General features: G+C 55.8%; 25 protein-coding genes. 15 read left to right on the top strand and 10 right to left on the bottom strand.

Going from position 1 to position 22,821, the window contains the following annotated elements:
* Positions 1-10 precede the first annotated feature (10 nt).
* From cheY1 to K7A42_RS17315, 3 genes are read right to left on the bottom strand one after another with little or no spacing between them, the layout of a single operon-like run.
* On the bottom strand, positions 11-376 hold the full coding sequence (gene cheY1 / locus K7A42_RS17325; protein WP_004439870.1) for a chemotaxis response regulator CheY1: 366 nt from the start codon (positions 374-376) through the stop codon (positions 11-13).
* Entirely contained in the window at positions 373-672 is a 300-nt protein-coding gene (locus K7A42_RS17320) for an STAS domain-containing protein (RefSeq protein ID WP_004439868.1), read from the bottom strand. Before K7A42_RS17320 ends, cheY1 begins: the two co-directional genes overlap by 4 nt.
* Complete coding sequence (locus K7A42_RS17315; RefSeq protein WP_282455616.1) at positions 672-2,267, bottom strand: globin-coupled sensor protein; 1,596 nt, start codon at positions 2,265-2,267, stop codon at positions 672-674. Before K7A42_RS17315 ends, K7A42_RS17320 begins: the two co-directional genes overlap by 1 nt.
* 39 nt (positions 2,268-2,306) lie before the next feature.
* On the opposite strand from K7A42_RS17315, the gene K7A42_RS17310 reads away from it, so the two are divergent.
* The 8 genes from K7A42_RS17310 (at position 2,307) to mnhG (ending at position 9,265) form a co-directional block, all read left to right on the top strand.
* Entirely contained in the window at positions 2,307-2,702 is a 396-nt protein-coding gene (locus tag K7A42_RS17310; RefSeq protein ID WP_161794457.1) for a hypothetical protein, read from the top strand.
* Positions 2,703-2,781: 79 nt separating this feature from the next.
* Entirely contained in the window at positions 2,782-3,159 is a 378-nt protein-coding gene (locus tag K7A42_RS17305) for a hypothetical protein (RefSeq protein WP_037092349.1), read from the top strand.
* Positions 3,160-3,264: 105 nt separating this feature from the next.
* A complete protein-coding gene (locus K7A42_RS17300) occupies positions 3,265-6,183 on the top strand; it encodes a monovalent cation/H+ antiporter subunit A (RefSeq protein ID WP_004439862.1) in 2,919 nt (972 codons plus the stop codon).
* Positions 6,183-6,518, top strand: a complete 336-nt coding sequence (locus tag K7A42_RS17295; protein ID WP_003514993.1) for a Na+/H+ antiporter subunit C — start codon at positions 6,183-6,185, stop codon at positions 6,516-6,518. Before K7A42_RS17300 ends, K7A42_RS17295 begins: the two co-directional genes overlap by 1 nt.
* Entirely contained in the window at positions 6,515-8,161 is a 1,647-nt protein-coding gene (locus K7A42_RS17290; RefSeq protein WP_282455615.1) for a monovalent cation/H+ antiporter subunit D, read from the top strand. The genes K7A42_RS17295 and K7A42_RS17290 overlap by 4 nt, the downstream gene beginning before the upstream one ends.
* The gene (locus tag K7A42_RS17285) at positions 8,158-8,646 is read left to right on the top strand and encodes a Na+/H+ antiporter subunit E (RefSeq protein ID WP_004439853.1); all 489 of its coding nucleotides are present in this window, start codon (positions 8,158-8,160) and stop codon (positions 8,644-8,646) included. The genes K7A42_RS17290 and K7A42_RS17285 overlap by 4 nt, the downstream gene beginning before the upstream one ends.
* Entirely contained in the window at positions 8,643-8,924 is a 282-nt protein-coding gene (locus K7A42_RS17280; protein ID WP_004439850.1) for a K+/H+ antiporter subunit F, read from the top strand. The genes K7A42_RS17285 and K7A42_RS17280 overlap by 4 nt, the downstream gene beginning before the upstream one ends.
* On the top strand, positions 8,921-9,265 hold the full coding sequence (gene mnhG / locus K7A42_RS17275; protein WP_004439848.1) for a monovalent cation/H(+) antiporter subunit G: 345 nt from the start codon (positions 8,921-8,923) through the stop codon (positions 9,263-9,265). The genes K7A42_RS17280 and mnhG overlap by 4 nt, the downstream gene beginning before the upstream one ends.
* Positions 9,266-9,269: 4 nt before the next feature.
* On the opposite strand, the gene K7A42_RS17270 is transcribed toward mnhG, so the two are convergent.
* On the bottom strand, positions 9,270-9,860 hold the full coding sequence (locus tag K7A42_RS17270; protein WP_006697650.1) for an alpha-ketoglutarate-dependent dioxygenase AlkB: 591 nt from the start codon (positions 9,858-9,860) through the stop codon (positions 9,270-9,272).
* Between the two features lie 859 nt (positions 9,861-10,719).
* Here K7A42_RS17270 and K7A42_RS17265 point away from each other — a divergent pair.
* A complete protein-coding gene (locus K7A42_RS17265; protein WP_282455614.1) occupies positions 10,720-11,532 on the top strand; it encodes a putative phage abortive infection protein in 813 nt (270 codons plus the stop codon).
* A 94-nt stretch (positions 11,533-11,626) separates the two neighbouring features.
* On the opposite strand, the gene K7A42_RS17260 is transcribed toward K7A42_RS17265, so the two are convergent.
* From K7A42_RS17260 to K7A42_RS17245, 4 genes are all read right to left on the bottom strand, one after another.
* On the bottom strand, positions 11,627-13,030 hold the full coding sequence (locus K7A42_RS17260) for a hypothetical protein (protein WP_282455613.1): 1,404 nt from the start codon (positions 13,028-13,030) through the stop codon (positions 11,627-11,629).
* Entirely contained in the window at positions 13,027-14,196 is a 1,170-nt protein-coding gene (locus K7A42_RS17255) for an AAA family ATPase (RefSeq protein ID WP_282455612.1), read from the bottom strand. The genes K7A42_RS17260 and K7A42_RS17255 overlap by 4 nt, the downstream gene beginning before the upstream one ends.
* A 2-nt stretch (positions 14,197-14,198) precedes the next feature.
* Positions 14,199-15,572 carry a protein kinase domain-containing protein gene (locus K7A42_RS17250; protein ID WP_282455611.1) on the bottom strand — a complete coding sequence of 458 codons (1,374 nt, stop codon included), beginning with the start codon at positions 15,570-15,572 and terminating at the stop codon, positions 14,199-14,201.
* Positions 15,573-15,739: 167 nt separating this feature from the next.
* A complete protein-coding gene (locus K7A42_RS17245) occupies positions 15,740-16,444 on the bottom strand; it encodes a hypothetical protein (protein ID WP_282455610.1) in 705 nt (234 codons plus the stop codon).
* Positions 16,445-16,772: 328 nt separating this feature from the next.
* Between K7A42_RS17245 and K7A42_RS17240 the strand changes: the two genes are divergently transcribed.
* Positions 16,773-17,342, top strand: coding sequence for a tyrosine-type recombinase/integrase (locus K7A42_RS17240; protein ID WP_282455609.1), 570 nt, complete (start codon positions 16,773-16,775; stop codon positions 17,340-17,342).
* A gap of 33 nt (positions 17,343-17,375) precedes the next feature.
* On the opposite strand, the gene K7A42_RS17235 is transcribed toward K7A42_RS17240, so the two are convergent.
* Positions 17,376-17,795, bottom strand: a complete 420-nt coding sequence (locus K7A42_RS17235) for a hypothetical protein (protein ID WP_282455608.1) — start codon at positions 17,793-17,795, stop codon at positions 17,376-17,378.
* A gap of 120 nt (positions 17,796-17,915) precedes the next feature.
* On the opposite strand from K7A42_RS17235, the gene K7A42_RS17230 reads away from it, so the two are divergent.
* The 5 genes from K7A42_RS17230 to K7A42_RS17210 all read left to right on the top strand — a co-directional run bounded on the left by K7A42_RS17230 (position 17,916) and on the right by K7A42_RS17210 (position 21,800).
* Positions 17,916-18,389 (top strand): hypothetical protein, encoded by a 474-nt coding sequence (locus K7A42_RS17230; RefSeq protein ID WP_282455607.1) that lies wholly within the window; start codon positions 17,916-17,918, stop codon positions 18,387-18,389.
* Between the two features lie 372 nt (positions 18,390-18,761).
* Positions 18,762-19,805, top strand: coding sequence for a hypothetical protein (locus K7A42_RS17225; protein ID WP_282455606.1), 1,044 nt, complete (start codon positions 18,762-18,764; stop codon positions 19,803-19,805).
* 55 nt (positions 19,806-19,860) lie between these two features.
* Entirely contained in the window at positions 19,861-20,700 is an 840-nt protein-coding gene (locus tag K7A42_RS17220) for a hypothetical protein (RefSeq protein ID WP_282455605.1), read from the top strand.
* A gap of 64 nt (positions 20,701-20,764) precedes the next feature.
* The gene (locus K7A42_RS17215) at positions 20,765-21,415 is read left to right on the top strand and encodes an AAA family ATPase (protein ID WP_282455604.1); all 651 of its coding nucleotides are present in this window, start codon (positions 20,765-20,767) and stop codon (positions 21,413-21,415) included.
* A gap of 82 nt (positions 21,416-21,497) precedes the next feature.
* Positions 21,498-21,800, top strand: a complete 303-nt coding sequence (locus K7A42_RS17210) for a hypothetical protein (protein ID WP_282455603.1) — start codon at positions 21,498-21,500, stop codon at positions 21,798-21,800.
* Here the strand turns inward: K7A42_RS17210 and K7A42_RS17205 are convergent.
* Positions 21,785-22,555, bottom strand: coding sequence for a DUF2958 domain-containing protein (locus K7A42_RS17205; RefSeq protein WP_282455602.1), 771 nt, complete (start codon positions 22,553-22,555; stop codon positions 21,785-21,787). The genes K7A42_RS17210 and K7A42_RS17205 overlap by 16 nt on opposite strands.
* Between the last annotated feature and the right edge of the window lie 266 nt (positions 22,556-22,821).

Genomic DNA, 22,821 nt, shown 5'->3' with positions numbered 1-22,821 from the left:
ATGTCCCGTATCAGGCGGTTACGCGCTCAATGGCATCGATGAGTTTGGCAGGGTCGAACGGCTTGACGATCCAGCCCGTCGCACCGGCCTGGCGGGCGCGGTTCTTCTTCTCTGCATCGCTTTCGGTCGTCAGAACGAGGATAGGGATCGCCCGGTACTTTTCGTTGCGACGAACACCCTCTATGAAACCGAAACCGTCGAGACGGGGCATGTTGATGTCAGTCACGATGACGTCGGGGTTGCTCTGCTCGAGCACTTCGAGGCCCTCGACGCCGTCTTCGGCCTGAATGGTTTCGAAACCGGCATTGTTGAGCGTGACCAGGAGCATGTTCCTGATCGTCCGGGAATCATCCACGGTAAGAACTTTTTTCTTCACTTTTGCATCTCCTTCAGGAGCAAATGATCGATATCGACGCCTATCAGTTTCATGGTCTTGTCGAATGCATCGGACACGCTGGCAAAGCCGAAGCGTTTGCCGTCCTCTTCCCAGGATTTGGCGCCGGCCATGAGGACCTGCGCACAAAGGGCGCCGATACGTTCCACCTCTGACGCATCCACCGACAGCGGTGCTCCCCGCAACGTCATCAGCTTGCCGTGCAGGGCCGATGCTTCGTTGAGGTCCAGCACCGGTGACAGTTTCAGCGTCGCCTCAGCTGCTTTTCTGGCTGCCATTACATGACTCCCTGACGTCTGAATTGTTGGTAATCCTGGCGGTAATCCGTTCGGCTATCCTCACGGGCCATAAATGATGATTGCTGCCGATCCGCACCGGTGGCGGCAGCGAAATGTTCCTGGCGGGCAATACGAAATTCGCGCACGGTGCGGCCGAGTTCCAGAATGACGGTTTGAAGTGTGTCGGCCTCGGAGGCGCTCGCGCTGATATCGACGGCATTGCGGTCCGCCTGCCGTTGCTGCCCGCCAATATCGGTGGCAACAGACTGCAGTTCACCGGCCTGCTCGGCCGTAAGCCGCGAGACTTCAGCGATCATCTCGTTGATGCCCGAGACCTGCCGGACGACGCCGCCGATCGCGTCCTGTGTGCGGTTGACCATGCGGACGCCGCCCTCGACCTGGGTCTTCGTGGTTCCGACAAGGCTCTTGATCTCCCTTGCGGCATCTGCAGACCGCTGGGCGAGCGCCCGGACTTCCTGCGCGACGACAGCGAACCCACGACCGCTTTCACCCGCACGCGCCGCCTCGATGCCGGCATTGAGCGCGAGAAGGTTGGTCTGAAAAGCGATCTCGTCAATCGTGCCGATGATCCTGCCGATCTGTTCGGCGGATTGTTCGATGTCCGACATGGCGTCGATCGCCTCGCCGATCGCACGGCCGCTTTCGACCGCCGCGTCGCGGGCGCTCGAAACCGCCTTTTCCGTCGCCGCAATGCGAGCGCCGTTTTCGGCAACGTTCCCGATCAGGGCCTGAATCGCATGCGAGGTTTCGGCAAGGGCTTCGGCCTGCTGGCGTGAACGCTCGGCAATGGAACGGCCGATATCGGCAAAACGTCCGCTCAAGGCCTCGGCCTCGCCGACGCTGTTATGGGCCGCCGTCAACGACGCGCCTATGGTTTCAAGGGCCGTGTTGAATGTTGTCGCGACATCCCGATAGGCGTCTGGAACGTCACCGTCTATCCGTGCGTGCAAATCGCCTGCCGCAAAAGCTTTCAACGCGACGCCGAAGAGGTTTGCCGCTTCAGCCCGGTCATTGTCGCGTTGTTCCTGAAGTTCGCGGCCATGACGCAGGCGTAGTTCATTAAAGCGCAGCGAGACCGCTATCTCGGTATCGACCATCACAAGGCGGACGACATTCTTTACCGCTTCGGCGAGCTCACGGCTCTTCTTGCGGCTACCCGGCAGGATGGATCGGGGCGCGTGTTCCGCCACCAGTCCACCAACGAGGTGCTCCAGAACGACGGCGTGGCTGGCGATTTGCCAGCGCGGATCGAGACCCATGCGGCTGGCATTGTCGGAAAGCACCTTCACCCGCTCGGCATAGAGCGCATCGAAACGTGCATCCGTCAAAACGCTCCAGTGCGACGATTGCAGATCGTGCAGGCGTTCGAGCTGGTTTTCGCTGTCGAAGGACGGGGAACAGTCCGGCATGGACTGGAAACGGGTCATCACATCGCGCAGGCCGGCCTTGACGTAAGGCTCCAGCATGCCACGATAGCTGCGCAGGAAGTCGGATTGCGTCTCATCGAGGCCGGCAAAACGCAACCGCCCCGCCAGGCTTCCGCCTGCCGATCTGCGCGCTTGATCTGATGGCAAGTCCTGCCCCAACCGACGTCCCCAACAACATGACGGCCGGTGAAACCCGGCCAATTTGCCAAGGTTCAGAACGCCAGCACCCTGAGGGGATTTTTGAACGAACACACCCATCGCGGACGATGCGGCATCGACGCTTGCCAGACCTTCTTGAACCAAGAAACGAAATACCGGATCGGCACCGGTACGGCAGTGCGGCGTCATGCCTGGAAGGGGAGAGACCCCATTCCGCCGTGGAAATACCACCAATCTTTATGGTTAATTCCTTGCTTGAAAGTTAAGAAACGCGGCGTTGCGGGTCAAACGGTAAAATTTGTAAAGTCTTTTAACGGCCCCTGCCCCGACTTTGCCGCAAATGAGCAAAAACAAAAAGGAATCGAGCGCTTCGGGCGGTTTTTCCGGCCTGTGTGCTGGACAAGCGCGGGTGGCTTCCCCTAAAACAAATCAACGGGATATTCGCGCAGCGGTGATGCTTTAAAGAGACGTTTTCGATCAAGGAGATGCCAACTTGCAATGGATGGAGAAAGGCCGCAGTTCAAGGCGCCATCCGCAAGTGCTGATCGGTCTCGTGGTCGCCAGCCTTCTTCTCATGATCGGCTTCCAGGCGCCTTCGGGTATCAAGCCGCTTTCCAAGACCAGCCGCCTCGAACGCATGCAGACCGTCGATCTTGGCCGCTCCCTTTCGCTTCGCGACAAGGATTGCGACAACGGCGGTGATGTCGGTTGCCGGTCAGGCAATGCGGCCCCGGGTATTGGTCAGGACGCGTTTTCCTTAACCGCCGTCAGTGTTGACCTTGAGGCAAAGGCGCGGCTCGTTGCTGTTGCCGTCGCGCCACAAGCGTCCCGAGACTTTGCCAGCGTGGTACCACGCGCGCCTCCGCATCTTATGTACTAGTCATTCCGGCGGTCATCATCATTGGATTCATTGGAATCCTGAGGGATTGGAGTCGTCGGAAATCCGCCGCAAGCTCCCATTCCAGAGAGAAAACCGCCGCCGCATATGACACTTGCAACCATTCTTCCTTTTATTGTCGCATTGCCCTTCGTCGGCGCACTCCTGACGGCGTTCATGCCGCGCGAGGGTGCTGCTGCAGCTCCCGCTTCCGTTGCAGGGGCAGTTGCCCTTTTCGGGCTGGTCAGCAGTATTTTCCTTTATACCAGCGTCAGCGGGGGCGCCGTTCTTAAATACGATGTGGAATGGCTGCCGCAGCTCGGTTTGAACTTCACACTGCGGCTCGACGGATTTGCCTGGATCTTCTCGATGCTGATTACCGGCATCGGCCTGCTGGTGGTGCTTTACGCCCGCTACTACATGTCGACTGAAGACCCCATACCGCGCTTCTTCGCCTTTCTTCTCGCCTTCATGGGTTCGATGCTCGGCGTCGTTCTATCCGGCAACGTCATTCTGCTGTCCATCTTCTGGGAAATGACGAGCATCTTCTCATTCCTCCTGATCGGCTACTGGCACCAGAATGCCGGCGCCCGCGACGGCGCTCGCATGGCGCTGACAGTGACGGGGATTGGTGGCTTCAGCTTGCTGGCGGGTCTGCTGATCCTCGGTCACATGGCCGGCAGCTACGATCTCGACAGGATCATCGAGGCCGGCGCCGCCATTCGCGCGCATCCGCTTTATGTGCCTGCGCTCATTCTTATTCTCGGCGGCGCTCTGACAAAGAGCGCGCAGTTTCCCTTTCACTTCTGGCTGCCCAATGCCATGGCGGCACCAACACCCGTTTCCGCCTATCTCCACTCGGCTACCATGGTGAAAGCGGGTGTTTTCCTGCTGGCAAGGTTCTGGCCGGTGCTTGCGGGCACGCCGGAATGGTTCTGGCTGGTCGGCGCGGCCGGCGTCATAACTCTGCTGCTCGGTGCCTACTTTGCCATGTTCCAGCAGGATCTGAAGGGATTGCTGGCCTATTCCACCATCAGCCATCTCGGGCTCATCACCACGCTGTTAAGCCTTGGCAGCCCGCTCGCTGCGGTGGCGGCCATCTTTCACATGGTCAACCATGCCACCTTCAAGGCCTCGCTCTTCATGGCGGCCGGCATCATCGACCATGAGACCGGAACACGTGACATGCGGCGGCTGAGCGGGCTCTATACCTATATGCCGGCAACGGCGACACTCGCCATGGCGGCAAGTGCGGCCATGGCCGGGGTTCCTCTGTTCAACGGGTTCCTCTCCAAGGAAATGTTCTTTGCCGAGGCCGTCGAAACCCATGCCGACTCGCTTCTCGACCGGGCGCTGCCCTATGTGGCAACATTATCCGGCGCATTTGCCGTCGCCTATTCGCTGCGCTTCATTCACACGGTGTTCTTCGGCCCCAAGCCAGTCGATCTGCCAAACCCCAATCCGCACGAGCCGCCGCGCTGGATGCGGTTTCCGATCGAATTCCTCGTCTTCGCCTGCCTGATCGTCGGCATCGTTCCGAGCCTTTCCATCGGCCCGTTCCTGCATACGGCCGTGCTTTCCGTTCTCGGCGCACAGACACCCGTCTACAGCCTGTCGATCTGGCACGGTTTCAATCTGCCGCTGATCATGAGTATCGCGGCGCTGATCGGCGGGGTAACGATCTACGTCCTGCTCGGCGGTTATTTCTCGCGCTGCGATGACGGTCCGCCGATCTTCCGGCATTTGCGGGGTCAGCGCATCTTCGAGCGCATTCTCGTCACCGTGTCCTGGAAGTGGGCGCGGTGGCTGGAAAGCACGCTCGGCACCCGGCGCCTGCAGCCGCAGCTGAGGCTTCTTATCCTCGTGGCGCTTCTTGCCGGTTTCTCGCCGCTCTTCCTTTCGGAATTCTCCCTGTCGCTGCCGCGGGTAACAACCTTCGATCCGATCTTCGCCATTCTGTGGCTGATCGGTATGATTGCGGCCATGGGTGCTGCCTGGCAGGCGAAATATCATCGCCTCGCAGCCCTTGTCATGCTTGGCGTTTCGGGGCTCGTCACCTGCCTCACCTTCATCTGGCTTTCCGCACCGGATCTGGCGATTACCCAGCTTTTGGTGGAAATCGTCACCACCGTTCTCATCCTGCTCGGCCTCAGGTGGTTGCCGAAACGCTTCGAAAAAGTGGACAGCAGCGATGAGTTGCCGGCGCAGCTTCGCCGTGCCCGCGACTTTCTGCTGGCAGCCGCCAGCGGCATTGGAATGTCCGTCATCGCCTATGCGGTGATGACGCTGCCAGTGCCGAATGCCATTGCGACCTATTTCCTCGAACGCGCTTACAGCGAAGGCGGCGGCACCAATGTGGTCAACGTCATCCTGGTCGATTTCCGTGGCTTCGACACCTTCGGCGAAATCGCGGTTCTGGCCATCGTGGCGCTCACCGTCTTCGCGCTGCTTCGCCGTTTCCGTCCCGCCCATGAAAGCATCGGACTTCCGGAACAGCAGCAGATGCAGAACGCCTTCGATGCGGAGCGCCCGGATCGCAGCAAGGGCGATACCGTTCGCGATTATCTCTACGTGCCATCCATCGTGATGCAGTGGATGTTCCCCGTCATCATCACCTTTTCCATTTTCCTCTTCATGCGCGGCCACGATATGCCGGGCGGTGGTTTTGCGGCCGGTATCACCATGGCGATCGCCTTCCTTCTGCAATATCTCGCCGGCGGGGCGCGCTGGGCCGAGGACCGCATCCGCATCCTGCCGCTGCGCTGGATGGGCTTTGGCCTCTTGATGGCGGCGGCGACGGGTATCGGCTCGTGGTACTTCGGCTACCCGTTCCTGACCTCTTATTTCCAGTATACGGAGATACCCTATATCGGCAAAATGCCGACGGCTTCCGCCCTGCTGTTCGATCTCGGCGTCTTTTCGCTGGTCGTCGGCTCCACCGTTCTTATCCTGATAGCACTGGCACACCAATCGTTGCGCAACTACCGCGTTCGCACGCCTGACGCCGCAAAAGCGGAGGACGTGTAATGGAACTCATTCTTTCAATCGGCATCGGCATCATGACTGGCTCCGGCGTATGGCTCATCCTGCGCCCGCGCACCTATCAGGTCATCGTCGGGCTTTCGCTTTTGTCCTATGCCGTGAACCTGTTCATCTTCGGCGTCGGCGGCATCAAGACCAACGCACCCCCGGTGCTGGTGAACGGCGTCGACAGTTCGACGCTTGCCGACCCGGTGCCGCAGGCGCTGGTGCTGACCGCAATCGTGATCGGCTTTGCCACGACAGCGCTTTTCCTCGTCGTGCTGCTCGCAGCGCGCGGCCTCACCGGCACTGACCATGTGGACGGGAGGGAGTCGAAATGATGTCGTTCCCCTTCCACATCGTCATCGCACCCATCCTGCTGCCGCTCATTACCGCCGCGCTGCTGCTGTTCTTTGACGAGCGCCAGCGTGTGGCCAAAGCCGCGATCAGCTTCACCTCCACGGTGCTGCTGCTGGTGGTTGCGATTCTGCTGTTTCGCGAGGTGAACTCAACCGTTAATACCGAGATCGCTGCTGTGGTTTCGAGCGGCGTCTATCTGCTCGGCAACTGGCCGGCACCCTTCGGCATCGTGCTCGTCGCCGACCGCCTGTCGGGCCTGATGGTCCTGTTGACCGCATTGCTCGCCATTCCCTCGCCCATCTATTCGATGGCGAAATGGCACAAGGCGGGCGCCCATTTCCATTCGCTGTTCCAGATGATGCTGATGGGCGTCAACGGCGCGTTCCTGACCGGCGACCTCTTCAACCTCTTCGTATTCTTCGAAGTGATGCTGGCGGCATCTTACGGGCTGCTGCTGCATGGCTCCGGCCAGCAACGCGTCAAGGCGGGGCTGCACTATATCGCCATCAACCTCGTTGCCGCCTTGTTTTTCCTGATTGGCGTCAGTCTGATCTATGGGGTGACGGGCACGCTGAACATGGGTGATCTCGCCCACCGGATCGAGGGGCTGAACCCCGACCAGCGCATGCTGCTGGAAACCGGCTCGGCCATCCTCGGCATCGCGTTTCTGGTCAAGGCCGGCATGTGGCCGCTGAATTTCTGGCTGCCCTCGGCCTATGGTGCGGCATCTGCACCGGTCGGCGGGCTATTCGCGATCATGAGCAAGGTCGGCATTTATGTCATTGCCCGCCTCTCCTTCCTGCTGTTCGGGCAGACGGCCGGGGAATCGGCCGGTTTCGGCCACGATGCGCTGCTGGTCGGCGGCATCGCCACCATTATCTTCGGTGCCATCGGGGTTCTGGCGTCGCAGGCGCTGGGACGGCTTGCCGGCTTTTCGGTTCTGGTCTCATCGGGAACGCTGCTTGCAGCCATGGGTACCGGCAATCCCACGGTGGCCGCCGGCGCACTTTATTACCTTGTCAGCTCCACCCTCACCATCAGTGCCTTCTTCATGCTCATCGAACTTGTCGAGCGCGGGCAGGATGCGGGCGCAAACGTTCTTGCCGTAACCATGGAGGCTTATGGCGAAGGCGAGGAAGAAGACGAGGAAGAGGAAATCGGCGTGACCATGCCTGCCACCATGGCCGTGCTGGGCGCATGCTTTGCCGCCTGCGGCATCCTGCTCGCCGGCCTGCCGCCGCTTTCCGGCTTCATTGCCAAATTCTCGATGCTATCGGCCATTCTCAATCCGTCCGGTCTCGGCGCCAATGACAGCATCTCCACCCTGTCATGGTGGATCGTCTTCCTGATCGTCTTTTCCGGCTTCGCTTCACTGATCTCGATGACCCGTGCCGGCATCCGTACTTTCTGGGCCTCCATCGAAGGCACCGTGCCGCGCGTGCTCGTCATCGAAATCGCACCCATCATGCTGCTTCTCGGCCTGACACTCGCCATGACCGTTCAGGCGGGGCCGGTGATGCGTTACATGCAGGAAACAGCGCGCATCCTCGATCTGCCCGCGAGCTATATCCAGGGCGTCATTTCCGCGCCACGGGCGGGCGGCAATCCGGAGGCAGAGCCATGATGAACCGTGTCCTGCCCTACCCGCTACTGACCGTTTCCCTGATCTTCTTCTGGATGACGATCAACAGTTTCTCGCCGGGGCATCTGCTGCTCGGAACTGCGGTGGCGCTCATCGCTTCCTGGGCGATGGCGTCGCTGAGGCCGGCAAAACCCCGCATCCGCAACTGGCATCGGCTGGTGCAGCTGATCCTTATCGTGCTTTACGATATCGTCAGGTCCAATCTCTCGGTCGCGAAGATCATTCTGTTCAGGCGCGAAAGGGACCGCAAATCGGGTTTTCTGGCCGTGCCGCTCGATATACGCGATCCCATGGCGCTGGCCGTTCTGGCGACAATCCTCACCTCGACGCCGGGAAGCGCCTGGCTTGAATATAATTCCAGTCAGGGCACGCTCCTGCTCCACGTCCTCGACGACGTGGACGAGGCCGCGTGGATAAGCCTCATCAAGAACCGATATGAAAAACTGCTGATGGAGATATTCGAATGAGTTCGATTATCCTTTTCTGGTCCTTTTCGCTGGCGCAGCTGATGCTGGCCATTGCCATGACGATTTCGGTCTATCGCATCGCCATTGGCCCGCGCGCGCAGGACCGGGTGCTCGGCATGGATACGCTCTATGTCAACGCCATGCTGCTGCTGCTGACCTTCGGCCTACGCACCGGCAACGACATCTATTTCGAGGCATCGCTGCTGATCGCCATCCTGGGCTTCGTGTCAACCGTCGCCCTTTCCAAATTCCTGATGCGCGGGGAGGTCATAGAATGAGCAACGCCGCAGAATTTCCGCTCTGGGCCGCCATCGCCGTGGCTTTCTTCGTCCTCCTCGGCGCCTCCCTGACGCTGATCGGCACTATCGGCTTTGCCAAGCTCAACAGCTTTTATGAACGCCTGCATGCGCCCACACTCGGCACCAGCTGGGGGACCGGCGGCATCGTCATGGCCTCCATCATCTATTTCTCCGTCTCCGGCGGCCGCTTCGCTTTCCACGAAATCTTCATCGGCATTTTCATGACGGTGACGACGCCGGTTTCCCTGATGCTTCTCGGCCGCGCTGCACTTTATCGGGACCGGGCGGAGCAGAATTCTGATAACCGGGAGCATTTGTGATTGCTTAGGTGTGCGTTGAAGCAATGACTTTACGAAAAGTCAGGGAAATCCTCCTGCTTCGAACGGTCTTCACCCCGTTCACAATATCCGATTTGCGAGCCGGAATTTCGTGAGTCCAATGATAACGCCCGGAGTCCATGAGCAGGACACCTGAGCGGGGCTGAAGCACAACGCCACATGTGCCGGATCCGCGCAAATCGCGGAAAACCATCTCGCAAGCGGATAGAAGGCTTATCGACACGATTGTATCGTCGAAACAGGGGACACAATCGACATGCGCGCTGATCCCCTGCCCTGGAAAGTATTCGTTCGCGATAACCTGATCAGGCAAGTTCTCGCAGTGGCCGTTCCTCACTAATCTTCTGGCGAACACGCCCAGCCATGGCGGCAAAGGCCCGAGATAGGCATCCGGCGCAACTGCGCGGGCTTTATAGTCATACCGATAACCGAAATGCTGCACACGACGCTTCAGTTCCGTGCTCCACCCACCGGCATCCAATATGGTTGCGGTGGCAGCTTCCTCTTGCGGCGAAAGGAAGTCACCGAAATATATGACGCCGGGCGGTAAAGAAGATGGAATTACAGTATGATCCATTTGCGGGCTGGCCTCCCTTTACGATGAAAAACGTATGTTACAACCTCGTCATTCTCATCTAGCGCAGAGGTGCCGTCATCTTTCGTTTTATGTGTGCGTATCCCGGATAGTCGGAAAACTGAAACGGGTACGCAACCGGTCTAGCAAAACCACAATTGCAACTTTGCCGGAGCTCAAAAGATGGGCTGCGGCACTCCCAAGAAAACGGCGATCAATTTTGTTGTCACGAGCATTTCACGCCGAACGGTCACGGGAATGGCAAATCGCCAAGCTGGGCAAAAAATCCATTAAGCAGGGGTTAAGAATCTGCCAAGCATCTGATATTTTTGGGATAATGTTAGCGGACGAAATACACTCACCCAAAAAACATCTTAACGAGGAGTTTCGCCTACCCGCCCACGAGGCAAATGCTTATTGCCATTATGGCTATCGTTGAATCCCATAAGATTAGGTCGGATCGGTCCGAACACGCACCTATATAAATTTATCAGTCTGGAGATTTAATGGTGCCCGGAGGCGGATTTGAACCACCGACACGCGGATTTTCAATTGGAATATTACATCATAAGCATTTGATTTATTTTACCTCAAAGTTGAACGCGCTAAAACTGCGCTAATTCTTAGTCGCGCTATACTCTTCTAATTTTACCAGCACCTCGTTCATAGGGCTATGCCAACCTTCACCGCCCGCACGGCGCTTATTGATCACGTCCTAATCCCAGTTGTAGAGTGATCTGTTGATCTGGATGTTATGGCGATGCTGCCAGCTTGATCTATTTTGCGCTACATAAATTGAGCGGGCAGATTTAAACTTAGCGCATTCGAGGCGATATAGAATTTTCGGAAGATCGGGATTTAGATGAAAAAATCGTTGGTGATCGGGGTTGGCGCCACTGCTCTAACCGTTTGGTTCGCTTGGGCGATGCTGCCTTATATTGCACCGCTAGTCGGCATTGCTTGGAAGTCAGATGTATTTGGACAGTGGGGCGACGCATTCGGTGCACTTAATGCTCTTTTCTCAGCTTTCGCATTTGTAGCCGTACTTTATACTTTACGGCAACAGCAGAAGCAGATCGACGACGCAGCCACCGACCAGCATTTGCAGCGGTTTGAACGCACGTTTTACGAGTTGCTGAGGCTCCTTCGAGAAGCGCGGGACGACGTAGAATTTCGTTACAGCGATAATTACGAAGGACGTCCTCTCGAAATAGAGCCTAATCACCGCGATCGGGTAACGGGTACCGAAGCATTCAAGCGAGCCCAATTCGAAATAAATTATTGGGTAACAAGCAGCCTTTCGAGAAGGGAACAACTCACCGCCGGATCGGTTGCAGACATTTATCTTCGGTGCGTTCACAACCGATACGAGAGTACCTTTGCGCCATATTACCGTTTACTTTACACCATCCTTATCAGGATCAAGACTGACACAAAGCTCACGCCTGATGAAAAACATCGTTTTGGCAATTTGCTGCGGAGCCAATTGACAAGTCATGAAGTTGCTCTTTGCTGCTATAACGGCCTCGCAGCCGTTTCAGGGAGCTTTCAAAAGCTACTTATTGAATTCCGGATAGCAAAATATCTCCCGGCAACATTTGGCAGAGATATTCTTGTCGCCTATTATCCAGCATCCACTTTCGAAGGAAGGGATGAAGCCCCAACGCCACAGTAAATAGCCGCCCCAAACGCCCCCTGGCTGAAATCTACAGAGGTTCGTGACACGATCTCGTGGCTTTCAGCTTCGGCAATGGATCATTTCCTTGCGCTCATTTGTCGAGTGGCAGTCGAGCTTGACCCGCCTTTTTTCGAGAGGAGGCGCCTGCACGTCCAGATCGAACGGCGCTGGTGTAGCCCTCCTCGCTAAGCCTATCTTCAATCAAGGGCCAAAGAGCATTAACTAGCTGATCCAATTCGCGCGACGCTCTTGGAGGAGTGTTCGCTCTATTCGGATTCGACGTCTGCTCAACGGCATCTGGCAACGGAACAGAAATGTTGACCCCAGGATAAAGGGCAACCGAAAGGAGCCGCTGCTGCTTAACCTTCAAGTGAACGAGGGGGTCTGAAAGTTGACGATCAACGAGGTACATTGCTTCGTCAAAAGCGAAATCACATGTGGGCGGCTCATCAAGATAAAGAGGCCGCGAAAGTTCCCGCCAAATCAGGCGGCCGAGCCCAACAAAGCTAGACGTCCATAGTACGCGCTCGCCGACGCCGCCAATAACATAGGCCCAAGCCAATACCTCAGGCCAGTCGTTAGCAACTTGCTCGGCGAGACCTAAACTCGGTGTGCCGCCGGCTGCGATGGTTGTGACATAAGCCGCCGCGAATGCGAGAAGCTCTTGACGTTCCCCTACCTTCCGGCTTGATCTCAACTCGTTCATAAGATGGTCGAACAGATGAACACGGTCTTCGGGTCCGAGCGTGTCAAGCTCTTTTAAAAAGCTAAATTCCGGCCAGGCGCTCAACACTTCATGAAGAGCAAGATGCTCACTTTCCGATCGATTTTCTCTCGCTTGTTGAAGCGCCAGGATTGCGCTGGTAGTTTTGCTGGATGGATAGGCCGCACCTTCGCCAGCCTCTAGAAGGGACATCCATATAGGTTCAAGGCGTTTTGTTACCTGCAAATTTGGCGTCGCCCCGCCGCGGATAAGGCGATTGCAATCGTAATATTTTTCCCGAATGTCAGCTACCGACAAACTAGGCCAAAGAGCAACAGCACGAGCAACCGCAAATGTGGCAGTTGCAAAGCAACTTGCGATTTTCAGCTTATCTGGCGAGCGCCCAGCCAACAAAACAGCTTCTGCGACGACCAGCCCACTCCAGCTAGCAACTAGGTTGGAAAAAGATGGAACCCGCTTAGTTTCTTCTAGGTGCTCAAACAGGCGCCGATTTACGATGTGGCCCCAAGAGGTCAAGGGCGAAAATTCGCTCCGTAAGCTGGCAAATCTTGTGAAAAGCCGCTTCTGAGCCTCGTCTGGCACCACAAAAACTAGGGGCTGTATATGGTCAGAATGACGGCTCGCTTTGGCCACAACGCCGACTTCGTCGCGTCCTATCTTCGAATACTGATAGTAGGACCAAGGTTGCGATGAGCCGGAATAAACGCCCGTTACAATATCATTGACTTGGCTTTCTTGCGCCACCAAAAAAAGTATTTCATCCATACTCATGACCATAGGCTCCTCGCCGGAGGGGCATAGGAACGAGCGATCTGGCTCGGCAACGCTCCGATGTGATAAATATCGAGGCTCGTCTTAGCACGCGTCACGATGGTGTAATAGCGCTCGTCAGTTCGGTGATGAGCAAGATCATCAACAAACATCCAATGAAGCGCCCTGAATTCAAGACCTTTGCAAGCCTGCTCCGTCATAATTAAAATTGGGCGATCAGCATCCAGAGCCGGATTATAGTCTCGGTCCGATGCGTCACCCGTCCGGGATCTGACAATCTGCCAGCGCCCTTGGAGGTCAGGATCAGCCTCTAAAGAGTTTGCAATCTCGTCTCGGTCGTCTCGCCGCGGCACCACCACACCTAACCGATCGCCTTCTGATATCCGATCTCCGTAGGCTCGAAGTTGTGTTTTTAAAGTCTGCATCAATTGAGCTACGAGCCCGGATCGATCATTTTGATGTGGCAAGATACGAGCCGGGCGAGGCCCATCATAGTGACACGTCTCTGAAAGGGTTCGGCCTGTGCCGGTACTCAATATGCGATCTGCCATCGAGCAGATTTCAGGAGCAAGTCTGTAATGAAACGACAAGCTTTGTTCTTCTGGTGCCGGAGTGAGAGATCGGACGGTTTGTAACCCATCAGCGCCTTCATAAATTTTCTGGCGGTCATCGCCAACGAAGAAGAGCTTATCTGCTCTTGCGGCCAGAAGCTCGACTTCTTCGGGGATCAAATCTTGTACTTCGTCAACAAACAAAACATCCAATTTCGGTCGTCGGATACGCGTAACCAAATCCAAGGCCCCCCGTGCAAGAAGCAGTTTTCGTTCAGCGAAGTCCCTGTGATCGGGGATATCGACCTTTTCGCTCCGATAGATGTCTCTCACCCAACTTTCGAGCGTATTCACAAGGGAAGGAGGAAATATTTCCGCTCCGTTTGCGTCGAGGCATCCGGTCCTCAGGAACTCAGCCAAGGCCCGAGTAAATGTGAGAACCTGTATATTGGGTTTTCCCTGCATACGAACGAATTGAGCGCGACGTAGCAGAACGTTTGTTTTCCCCGACCCGGGTGGGCCCAGCACAAAGTAATTCCCCTCCAATCCCAAACTCTCAATCAAGCGAACTTGATCTGGATCGAGTTGCTCTCGTTTCGCCCACCACAACGACATTTCTACTCCCCTTCGATGTCTGCGCTCACAAGCATTCCAGCTAAGTCGCCAACCGCCCCAACACACGTGCTGTACAACAGGTCTGCAGTATTTTCTCCAAAAGCAATTTCAGGAAGATCAAGCTCAACAACTCGCTTGGAGCAACCCATTTCACCAACTAAGCTTGCATTGACGGCCACTGCCCAACCGTCGGGTAGTTCGACGGGTACAATTTTGTATCGAAGGTGCAAATGCTGGAACTCGCTTTCCCCACCTGCTGGCAAGTCCCACTCAAAATCAAGCACCTGCTCATGCTCCCTTTGCCCAGCAGATATCCGGTGAACTGAGATGATGCCTAAGTCGCGTTGATGGGCTCTAATTTGTTCATCAAGGCTTTGAGCATAGCCAAGGACCTGCTGCCTCAATTGGGCTGGCTGCTCTATCATGCTTTCCGCTGCTGCACGCTTCGGCATAAAACCTATCGCCGCGAGGCCGATTTTCCTTCTATTTTCACGGCTGCTCTGAAAATCCTCTAATGTCAGTGCCGATCTGCGCTTCCAATCTTTATCGAGGGCTCTCCGTCCCAGTAAGAGTAGGCTGGGCTCAACGTCTTCACTTGAAATTGCCGGAGTTTGCGTAGCCACGACCCAAGCGAAACGGTAGCGATTGGTACTGGATGCCTGATATTCAGCTTCGAACATCTCCGACCTCATGACTAGGTCGTGTATCAATCCTCCAAGCTGATAGATATCTACAGCGTGCCATAATTCGGGGCTTGCAGGCAAAAGTCGGAATAAGTACTCAGGAGGCGAATAGCGGGATGTAGCGACAACAGGTAACTGATTGCCATGATCAGTACCGAGCCCCATAGGGTCATGAATTTCTCGGGCTACCGAGACATCAAGCAACGTGGCGTGAGAGTAGTCGCTGGAAACGAATATGTTGGCAGATTTGACGTCGCGGTGGCAAAGCCCTTTCTCACGCAGAAAAATGCAAGCCTGAGCAACCTGATCAACTATTGCTGCTATTTTGTTTCGAGGCACTAGTGATAAGCAGCCAGCAAGCTCACGACCCTCAGCCTTATTCATTAGAATATACAGACGATCCTCAAACCGCCCGCCCTCGTAAACTTTCACAAGATATGAGCAGTCGTGATCGCCAATTTTTTCGACTTGCTTCGCGATCCGTTTCTCAGTCTCAATGCCAAGATCACCGGCAGAGAAATCTCTGTCGAGCAGCTTCAGCGCAAAAAGGCCACCTGGTGACTTGACAGTAAACACCGGAGCGGTGCCTCCTCGTCCTGCTGTATCCAGCAGTTCCCAGCCTGGCCCCTTCATCATGCACCAACGACCGGCAATTTCTAAATTTTCTTTTTCTTCCAAAATAATAACTGCCATGCGCAAGGTGATGTATCTGTGTGCAATTAATAGTAGAATTCCGAGCTAAGGCAATAGCTCGACGCATGTGCCCCACCCAAAGAGCCAAGTTAGGCTAGATGTCTACTATCGTCCGACATCAGGACAAAGCAAGGCGCCAGGAACCGAAAGCCCCATATTCGCAAGAGCTAAGGTTTGCTCTCTAGCTTCAAATTCTCCCATTCAGTGACCAGCGATACATATTTCTCTCGAAATACGATTTCCTCATCACCTTTCAAAGGAGTTGTTTGTGGAGAGAAGAACGTTCTACGAAGGATATCAATGATGCGCACATCATCAGGGTCAACTTGGGACAAAGCCTGCCGCATCGCCCACAATCCTAGACGGCCACCCTCTTCGGAAAGTGACGGCTCCTCGCTGAAGTACGGATAGACGACACGAGTATACTCCCCCCTAACACGTGCGTTCAGGGCATCACGTATTCGAACAGTACCGGAGACGTCTTCAAAGTGCAGATACCCATGGATGCTCTTTGGTACTATTTCGACAGGCTCATTTGACCATCGCAGTTTAGCGCCGATCAACTCGATAACTCCATCTTTCAAGAGCGGGTATAAGCGTGTGAAGTTTCTATTTGAGCGTATACGATCAGCTGTAAGCTCCGAAAGATCACCGTCGCCTGCAAGGTGCCTTTTCACATCGGACCAGAAAGGCAGATAGAAGTCACCGCCCTGACTTCTATTGCCACCTTCCGCCTTTTTACGGTCGAGCCGAATATCCTCTTTCAATATCGATATCCGCAACGTCTGCGGCGCATAGAACAGCTGAAGGATTTTTCGCAGTGGAATATCTAAAACTGACATAAAAACCTCGGGAGATAACGCAATCAACATGAATACCGCTTTTGTTTGAAGTCAATTATATTATCACCGTTCATTCGATAATCCACATATTACCGGATAGCAGCCAGTGAATGAATGATTTTCCAGTCACTTTCGATAATGTCGGACCTACCGTCGATCTTACTCTCGCTCATATCCATCTATGCAGAGCGGCTCGAACGGAACATCATAAAATGCACATTTTCTTAGATTTCGGCCCGGACAGGCCCTAATGCATTGCACCCGCAGAGCAATTTTTCGCGTGCAAGGGACGCTCGCCCTTTTCGATCATCGGTAACATAACCAACGGCATGGAAGTCCTACCTTTCGTGAGGTTCTGGTGAAGCAAGCACGCGTACTGACCGATGTTGAATTCAAGCGGCTGCTGGCCGTGGTGGCGCAGATGAAACACGCAGGGCGCAACCGGCTGGCGCTGATGCTCTCGCAATTCGCGGGATTGCGTGTGGGTGAAATCGCAGCCCTGACCGTGCACGACGTGATCGACAGCGAGGGCAGGGTGCGCGAGCAATTGCGCTTGAGCGCGGAAATCACCAAGGGTGGGCATGCGCGTATCGTGTTCCTGAACGACAAACTGCGCCGGGAGATCGAAAGGCACAGAAACGAATGGTCCGAAGAGCGCGAGGCTGGTGCACCTCTGCTGCTGACACAGAAGCGGACGGCGTTTTCCGCAAACACACTCTGCCAGTTGATGGGGCAATTATATAAGAGTGCCGGCCTCGACGGGGCGACCTCACATAGCGGTCGCCGCTGGTTTATCACCCGGCTCGCACATTCCGGTGTCAGCCCGAAGGTCATCATGACGCTGGCCGGCCACCGGAACCTGACGACCACCCAACGCTATATCGACGTGCGCGACGAGATGATGAAAGCTGCCGTCGATTTGCTGTAGCCGAGTTGTCGTGAAACACGACAAGTTCAACGGTCACGGCATTGCCACGCGGCGGCGTGACAGCCAGCCGGTGAGCTTCTGCCGAATTGAGGAAGCCGTCACGGTGCTTTTCGGCTCCGCATATACCTTGCTCGTGTCATCCATCGGCAATGCCCGGTGGTGCGCGATCCAGCCGAGCAGGTCGTTGCGGTGATCCTGATCACGGCAGCGCTGGTTGCATTGTTCGGATAGGATGAAGATTGCCACATCGTCGGCCTCTATGTCTGCCGTCACCTGCCCGATCAGGAACATCATGACCTCTTCCGGCACTTGCCGGTCTCGGGCGCTCATCGATGTCAAATAGCTTGGACCCTTGCCGAGCATCCGCGTGGAGAACTCGGCCTTGCTCTGCACAAGCCCGACCTGCTGCATTCGTTCGCAGACCGCTTCCAAAAGTTCGATATCGCTGCCCATTGTTGCCCTCCTTCAAGACGCGCGGTTCCGACCCATTTGATGCGGGGTTCTGCTGCTGACCGCTAAATAACTGAAATATTTATAAGAATGGTGCTGCTAGTGGAGCAGCAGGAGAAACATATGGAATTCATTTACACGGAGAGCAGAAAACTTCAGCAGGCATGGGTCGACTTCGCGAAAACCTTCGAGCCGAATTTCTATGTCACGCTGACCGATCCGACTGAACCACACCTTGCGACGATGAAGGAGAAGCTTGGACGGCTCTGCGGGCGTGTCGACCGCGCCATACTGGGCAAGAAATTCGCTCGCCATCTGCCAGAGCAACGTACCGATGGCATATTCTTCATCGAACATGTCGGCAGCAACATTCATGCTCACGGACTATTGCGGGTGCCGAAAATGTCGCTTGATGAATTTGAGGCGCTGACAAAAATGCAATGGCATCGTGTCTGCCGCGACGGCAAATACGATCTGCAAGAGGTCTATGACTGCGCAGGTGTTGCCAGCTACTGCACCAAGGAAATGACCCGTTACGGCTTTAACCCGGATCAGATCGCCTTCACCCGGGATTTCATGAAGGAAATCTCCAACTAACCTATCGCATGCTGTGACAGCTTGGCATCGCTGAGTATCGAGCAGCCCCACGCGATATGGCTGACTTCTCAAGGACCGCTTTCCCTACAGAGCGGTAATTGAATTCTACCAGCAGATAATAAGGTTCAAGAGAACCAAAGAACTCCTCGAAATGAATGCACATTGGCATTCACACTGTCGAAGACGACAGATACTCAAGTATCAAGGTTATCAAAAAATCCCCACCATTGGTCCGTCCGGATCGAATTTTCCAATACCCCCATCTACACGCAGATTGCATTGCTATCGGCCAGCGAAACGTCGTGTAACACGACATCGTTGGATATTTCTTTAGAGGTTCGCGTCCATCCTGCCGCGAACTCGGAGCATGTCATGAACAAGATCAAGGCCGCAGGCGACACAAAAGAAGACGTTCTGACGGACAAGATAAAAACCCTTCGCGCATACCGGGACCGTTTTCGTATTGACCCGCCTTTTGACGCTTTGCAGCAGGAGATCGAGTTCCACTCGCGGATCGATCCAATTCATCAGATACAGTTCGGCTTGGGTGACCCGGATAAATTCTACCCCGGCCTTTTCAAAGCTGATCCGGCGAAGATTGATGCGACCGACCGAGCGGCCGAGAAACGGCGGGAAATAACCGAGATCCTACTGTACCGCCTGGAATACGACGACTTCGATATGGCGAGGCTGCGGGACTTAGGTGAGGAACGCAGAAAGGGAACGGGCACATTGTCCGAAGAGGAGAATATCCGGCTTCGGATGCTCCACCAGCGAGGTGCCGAAATGCTGTTTGAAGACGGCTATACGGCTCGTGAGCGGCGGATAATTCAGCTTGTCGATCCCGGATTTAGCTTCAAGGCGAACCCCAACGTCGGTCACGAAACCATTGCCTTCAACAAGAGCCTAAATCCGGTCCAGCACCGGAACAATCACGTCAATCGAATGGAGATCGTGGCCGCAAATCCGCCGGATACGAAGAGGCCGAGGTCCGACGTGAAAAAGAACATACAAGGCGTGATGCGCGGTCGGAAACACTGGCGCGTTCGGCATATTTTCAAGGCCTGTGAAGTCATGGACGATCTGATCGTCCATCTCGGTAAATCGATCCCGAACTATTCAAGTGACCCAACGATAGACGAACTGAGCCAGCGGTATCGGTTCCCTGATCTTTTTGCATCGAACAGCAGCCGCATTTCGTCATCGTTCTATGCCGAATTGGCTGCAGCAATTGCCAGCGCCGAGCATCGTACAAGCGGCACGGACGATTATGTCCCGAACGATGACCTCGCCATCAAGGCCATGCGCCACTATGGGCTCTTCGAAAAGGCGAAGCGTGCCGCGACGAAGTTTTCGCCACATTCTAAGGATTTGATTTTCAATAATTTTCAGCGTTTCTACGCGGGGGCTATTTAGGGTAGCCAGCCGTAGATTTCTCCTCGTTCACAAACGGCCAACAAGGAGAAATCGAATGGCTAATAACGCAAATACAGTGTCCGTTCCGCAGGCGGTCAATCAGTCTCTCGACCAGCTGATCAAGCAGCGCGCCGCCGCCGCCGCATTGTTCGCCAAGGCAAACTCAGCACTTTATCTGGTGCTTGGCGAGTGCAAGGTACTTGCCGATGCGACGGACAAGAATGTCCTGAAGCAGGCATGCAAGGACCGTGGCATCGAGGTCAAGAACAACACGCACGTCTATTCGCTCGTCCTCTATATTGTCTTCTCGGACATCACCCGACAGAAGGTGAGCGCATATGCGGCCGTTCTCAAGAAGGCAGAAGAAGCTAAGCTGACGTCTGCTGCTGTCGTCGCAAAGTGGATTGCCGCCAGCAACGGCATCGAAGCAATCCGTACTGGTGGTCAGCGGACGAACAATTCGCCCAACAGCTCGAACGGCACGACCAACGCGTCCAATGCTCAGGCAAGCACGATTGCAGCTTCGAATCCGTCGCTTCGGGTTTCTGAGGAAGTGCCGCAGGAGGACGATGCAAAGCCCGAACAGCGGGCCAAGGATTTCCTTGCGCAGGGCCACGGCGGCGTTGAACTCGACGCCAGTTTTTTCCCGGCGGAAATGCCCATGGGCAGTGTACTGGCGATGCTGGTCGAGCCCACCGCGACAGGCGCGTACAAAGTGACGTTCGTCACGAACGCGCAATCTGCGGTTCGCCCCCTGCTAGTCACATTGGGCCGCGAGCTCGATCGCGAACAAGCCGACGCGAACTCGCTGATCCTGTCCGACATCATCGACCGCAAGGAAGCCGAGCTTGAAGCGGCGATCCAAGCCGCGCGCGAAGCAACGAACGCCGAATAGTCGAACCGCTGGTAGCTGCCTGATGTGGCTGCCAGCGCCTTTCCCAGACAATATGGAGAATATCATGAACCTCGCACAAAAGTACGGGCCGAAGACGCTCGCCGATTATCGGACCCATTATCAGCCTCTTGCTGACCTCATCCGCATGTATGCGGAAGGAAAGACGGAAATGCCCTTGCTGCTGTTCGGCCCGCCCGGAACCGGCAAGACGCAGCTTGCGGAATTGCTGCCTCCGGCACTTTGCGCTGGCTTCGTTCCTGCGAACGCGCAGATGACCATTGATGCGGGCCTTGACACCGGCATCAACAAAATCCGCGCGGCCAAAACGTTCTGCGAAATGTACAAGGCGAACAACGACAACTTTACGGCGGTCATCATTGATGAATGTGACCGGCTAAGCGGTGATGCCATGGATGCGCTCAAGCATCTGCTGCCCGCGTATCAGGGCAAGCCCGGAATGCGCGTGCAGTTCATTCTCACCACCAATCACGTCAACCGCGTACCAGCGCCGGTACAGGATCGGTGCCATCGGATGCAGGTGCCGCAACCGACACCGGAGGCGCTGCTGGACTTCGCCATGACTATTCTCGACACGGAGGGCCGGAGATACGATCGCGCGCTCATTCTCGCGATCCTTCGTACGAATACATCGCGTGACGGCACCGTGAGTTACCGCGAGTTTTACAAGCGGCTGGAGCGGTTGATCGCGCTCTGACCGATTGGGAGCCGGAACAGCCGGCTCCCTTCTTAAACGTCGTGTAACACGACAAAAATTCAGAAATTGAGGAATTTACCCTATGTTGAGCGATGCTCTCTATGAGGCCGACAAGGCTATCCACGGCTACCAGACCCGAATGCCAGATCTGTATGAGCCCATTCGGCACGAAATCAATGCGATCCGGTGCCGGATGGTCGTTCTGCAGATGCGACTAGATCAGACCGTGCCGGATGAATGGTTTGAGAAAAATCCGATCTACGCGGCTGCTAAGGCCGGAAATATCGGTCCGCATGATGCCTACATGCACGATGAAGACGACAGCGTGCTCGATAACTATCGGCTCGAATACGCCGCCTATATCGCCGGTCAGCCGAAGGAGTAGTCCCCGTATATTGAGCAATCTCGCAGCTTTACCAGTGCCGGGTTTTCCCGGCACGCCTGATCGTAGATACTGCGGACTGCCTTCGATGACGGTGGGGCTACGAGCCGAGGCACATTGCCGGTAAGCGATAGCGCGGACAGCTCTGGCTCCTCAACAATCCGGTCCGTCATCGCGGCAGCTTCCAGATACGCGCTGATCGGCAGCGTTGCCATGAATGCTTCGTCGCGGACAAGCTCGATGCCGAGCATGGGCCGCAACGCTATGATGTCGGAAACCCAAAGGGGTTGAAACATAGGCAAGCCATCAGTGAGATTGTGGAGCGCATCGACGGCATGGCCACAAAAGCGGCTCCGGGTCAGCAGCATGACGGCCTTCCCGTTTGGATCGTAGAGGCGAGCGAACGGCAGGAAATTTGCGTTCGGCCTGGCATGCCACGCAAGGCGGCGCAGCAGGGTTTTCGGGAACAGCCGCCGATATCGGCCGGGCTGATCCATCTCATGAACGGTTACGGACTTCCCTTCGGTCAGCGCAAAAAGCAGAATTGCCCGCCATGAGAGCGCCGACAGATAGTTGCGCTGGTGCAGTTCGCCGTCGACTTCGTAAAGCAGGTTCAGCGACGTGCCCTTGCGCTTGATCTTGTAGAGCCGTTCGGACCCCACATGCAGGTCCGTCGCGAACAACATGGCGAGATCGATTTGCGCTTGCTCGATCCATTCGCGATTGTCGGTATCTCCGTCATGTTGCTGGCTGTGCATTCGGTCCCCGCTTCGGTCTCGGCGGGAACAAAGTTCCAGATGGCACAAAGGTCGAGTGAAGAATGCTGCCGGTCAGGGTGTTGGCGGGACGCGCGCCGGTGTTACATCCGGCGGCAACGCGCATCGCGCAGACGCACAGGGGCGTCAGAGAACGCGGCGGAGGACAAATATGCATTGCGACAGCGCGGAGACCCAGACGCGCGTCCGTGGCGCTCTTTGACAACGTTTGGGCCCCGCCGGAACGCACGAAGGCCATGGGATCATGA

This window comes from Agrobacterium sp. InxBP2, assembly GCF_026191755.1.
GTDB lineage: Bacteria > Pseudomonadota > Alphaproteobacteria > Rhizobiales > Rhizobiaceae > Agrobacterium > Agrobacterium pusense.
This window is presented reverse-complemented; position numbering and strand designations above follow the sequence as displayed.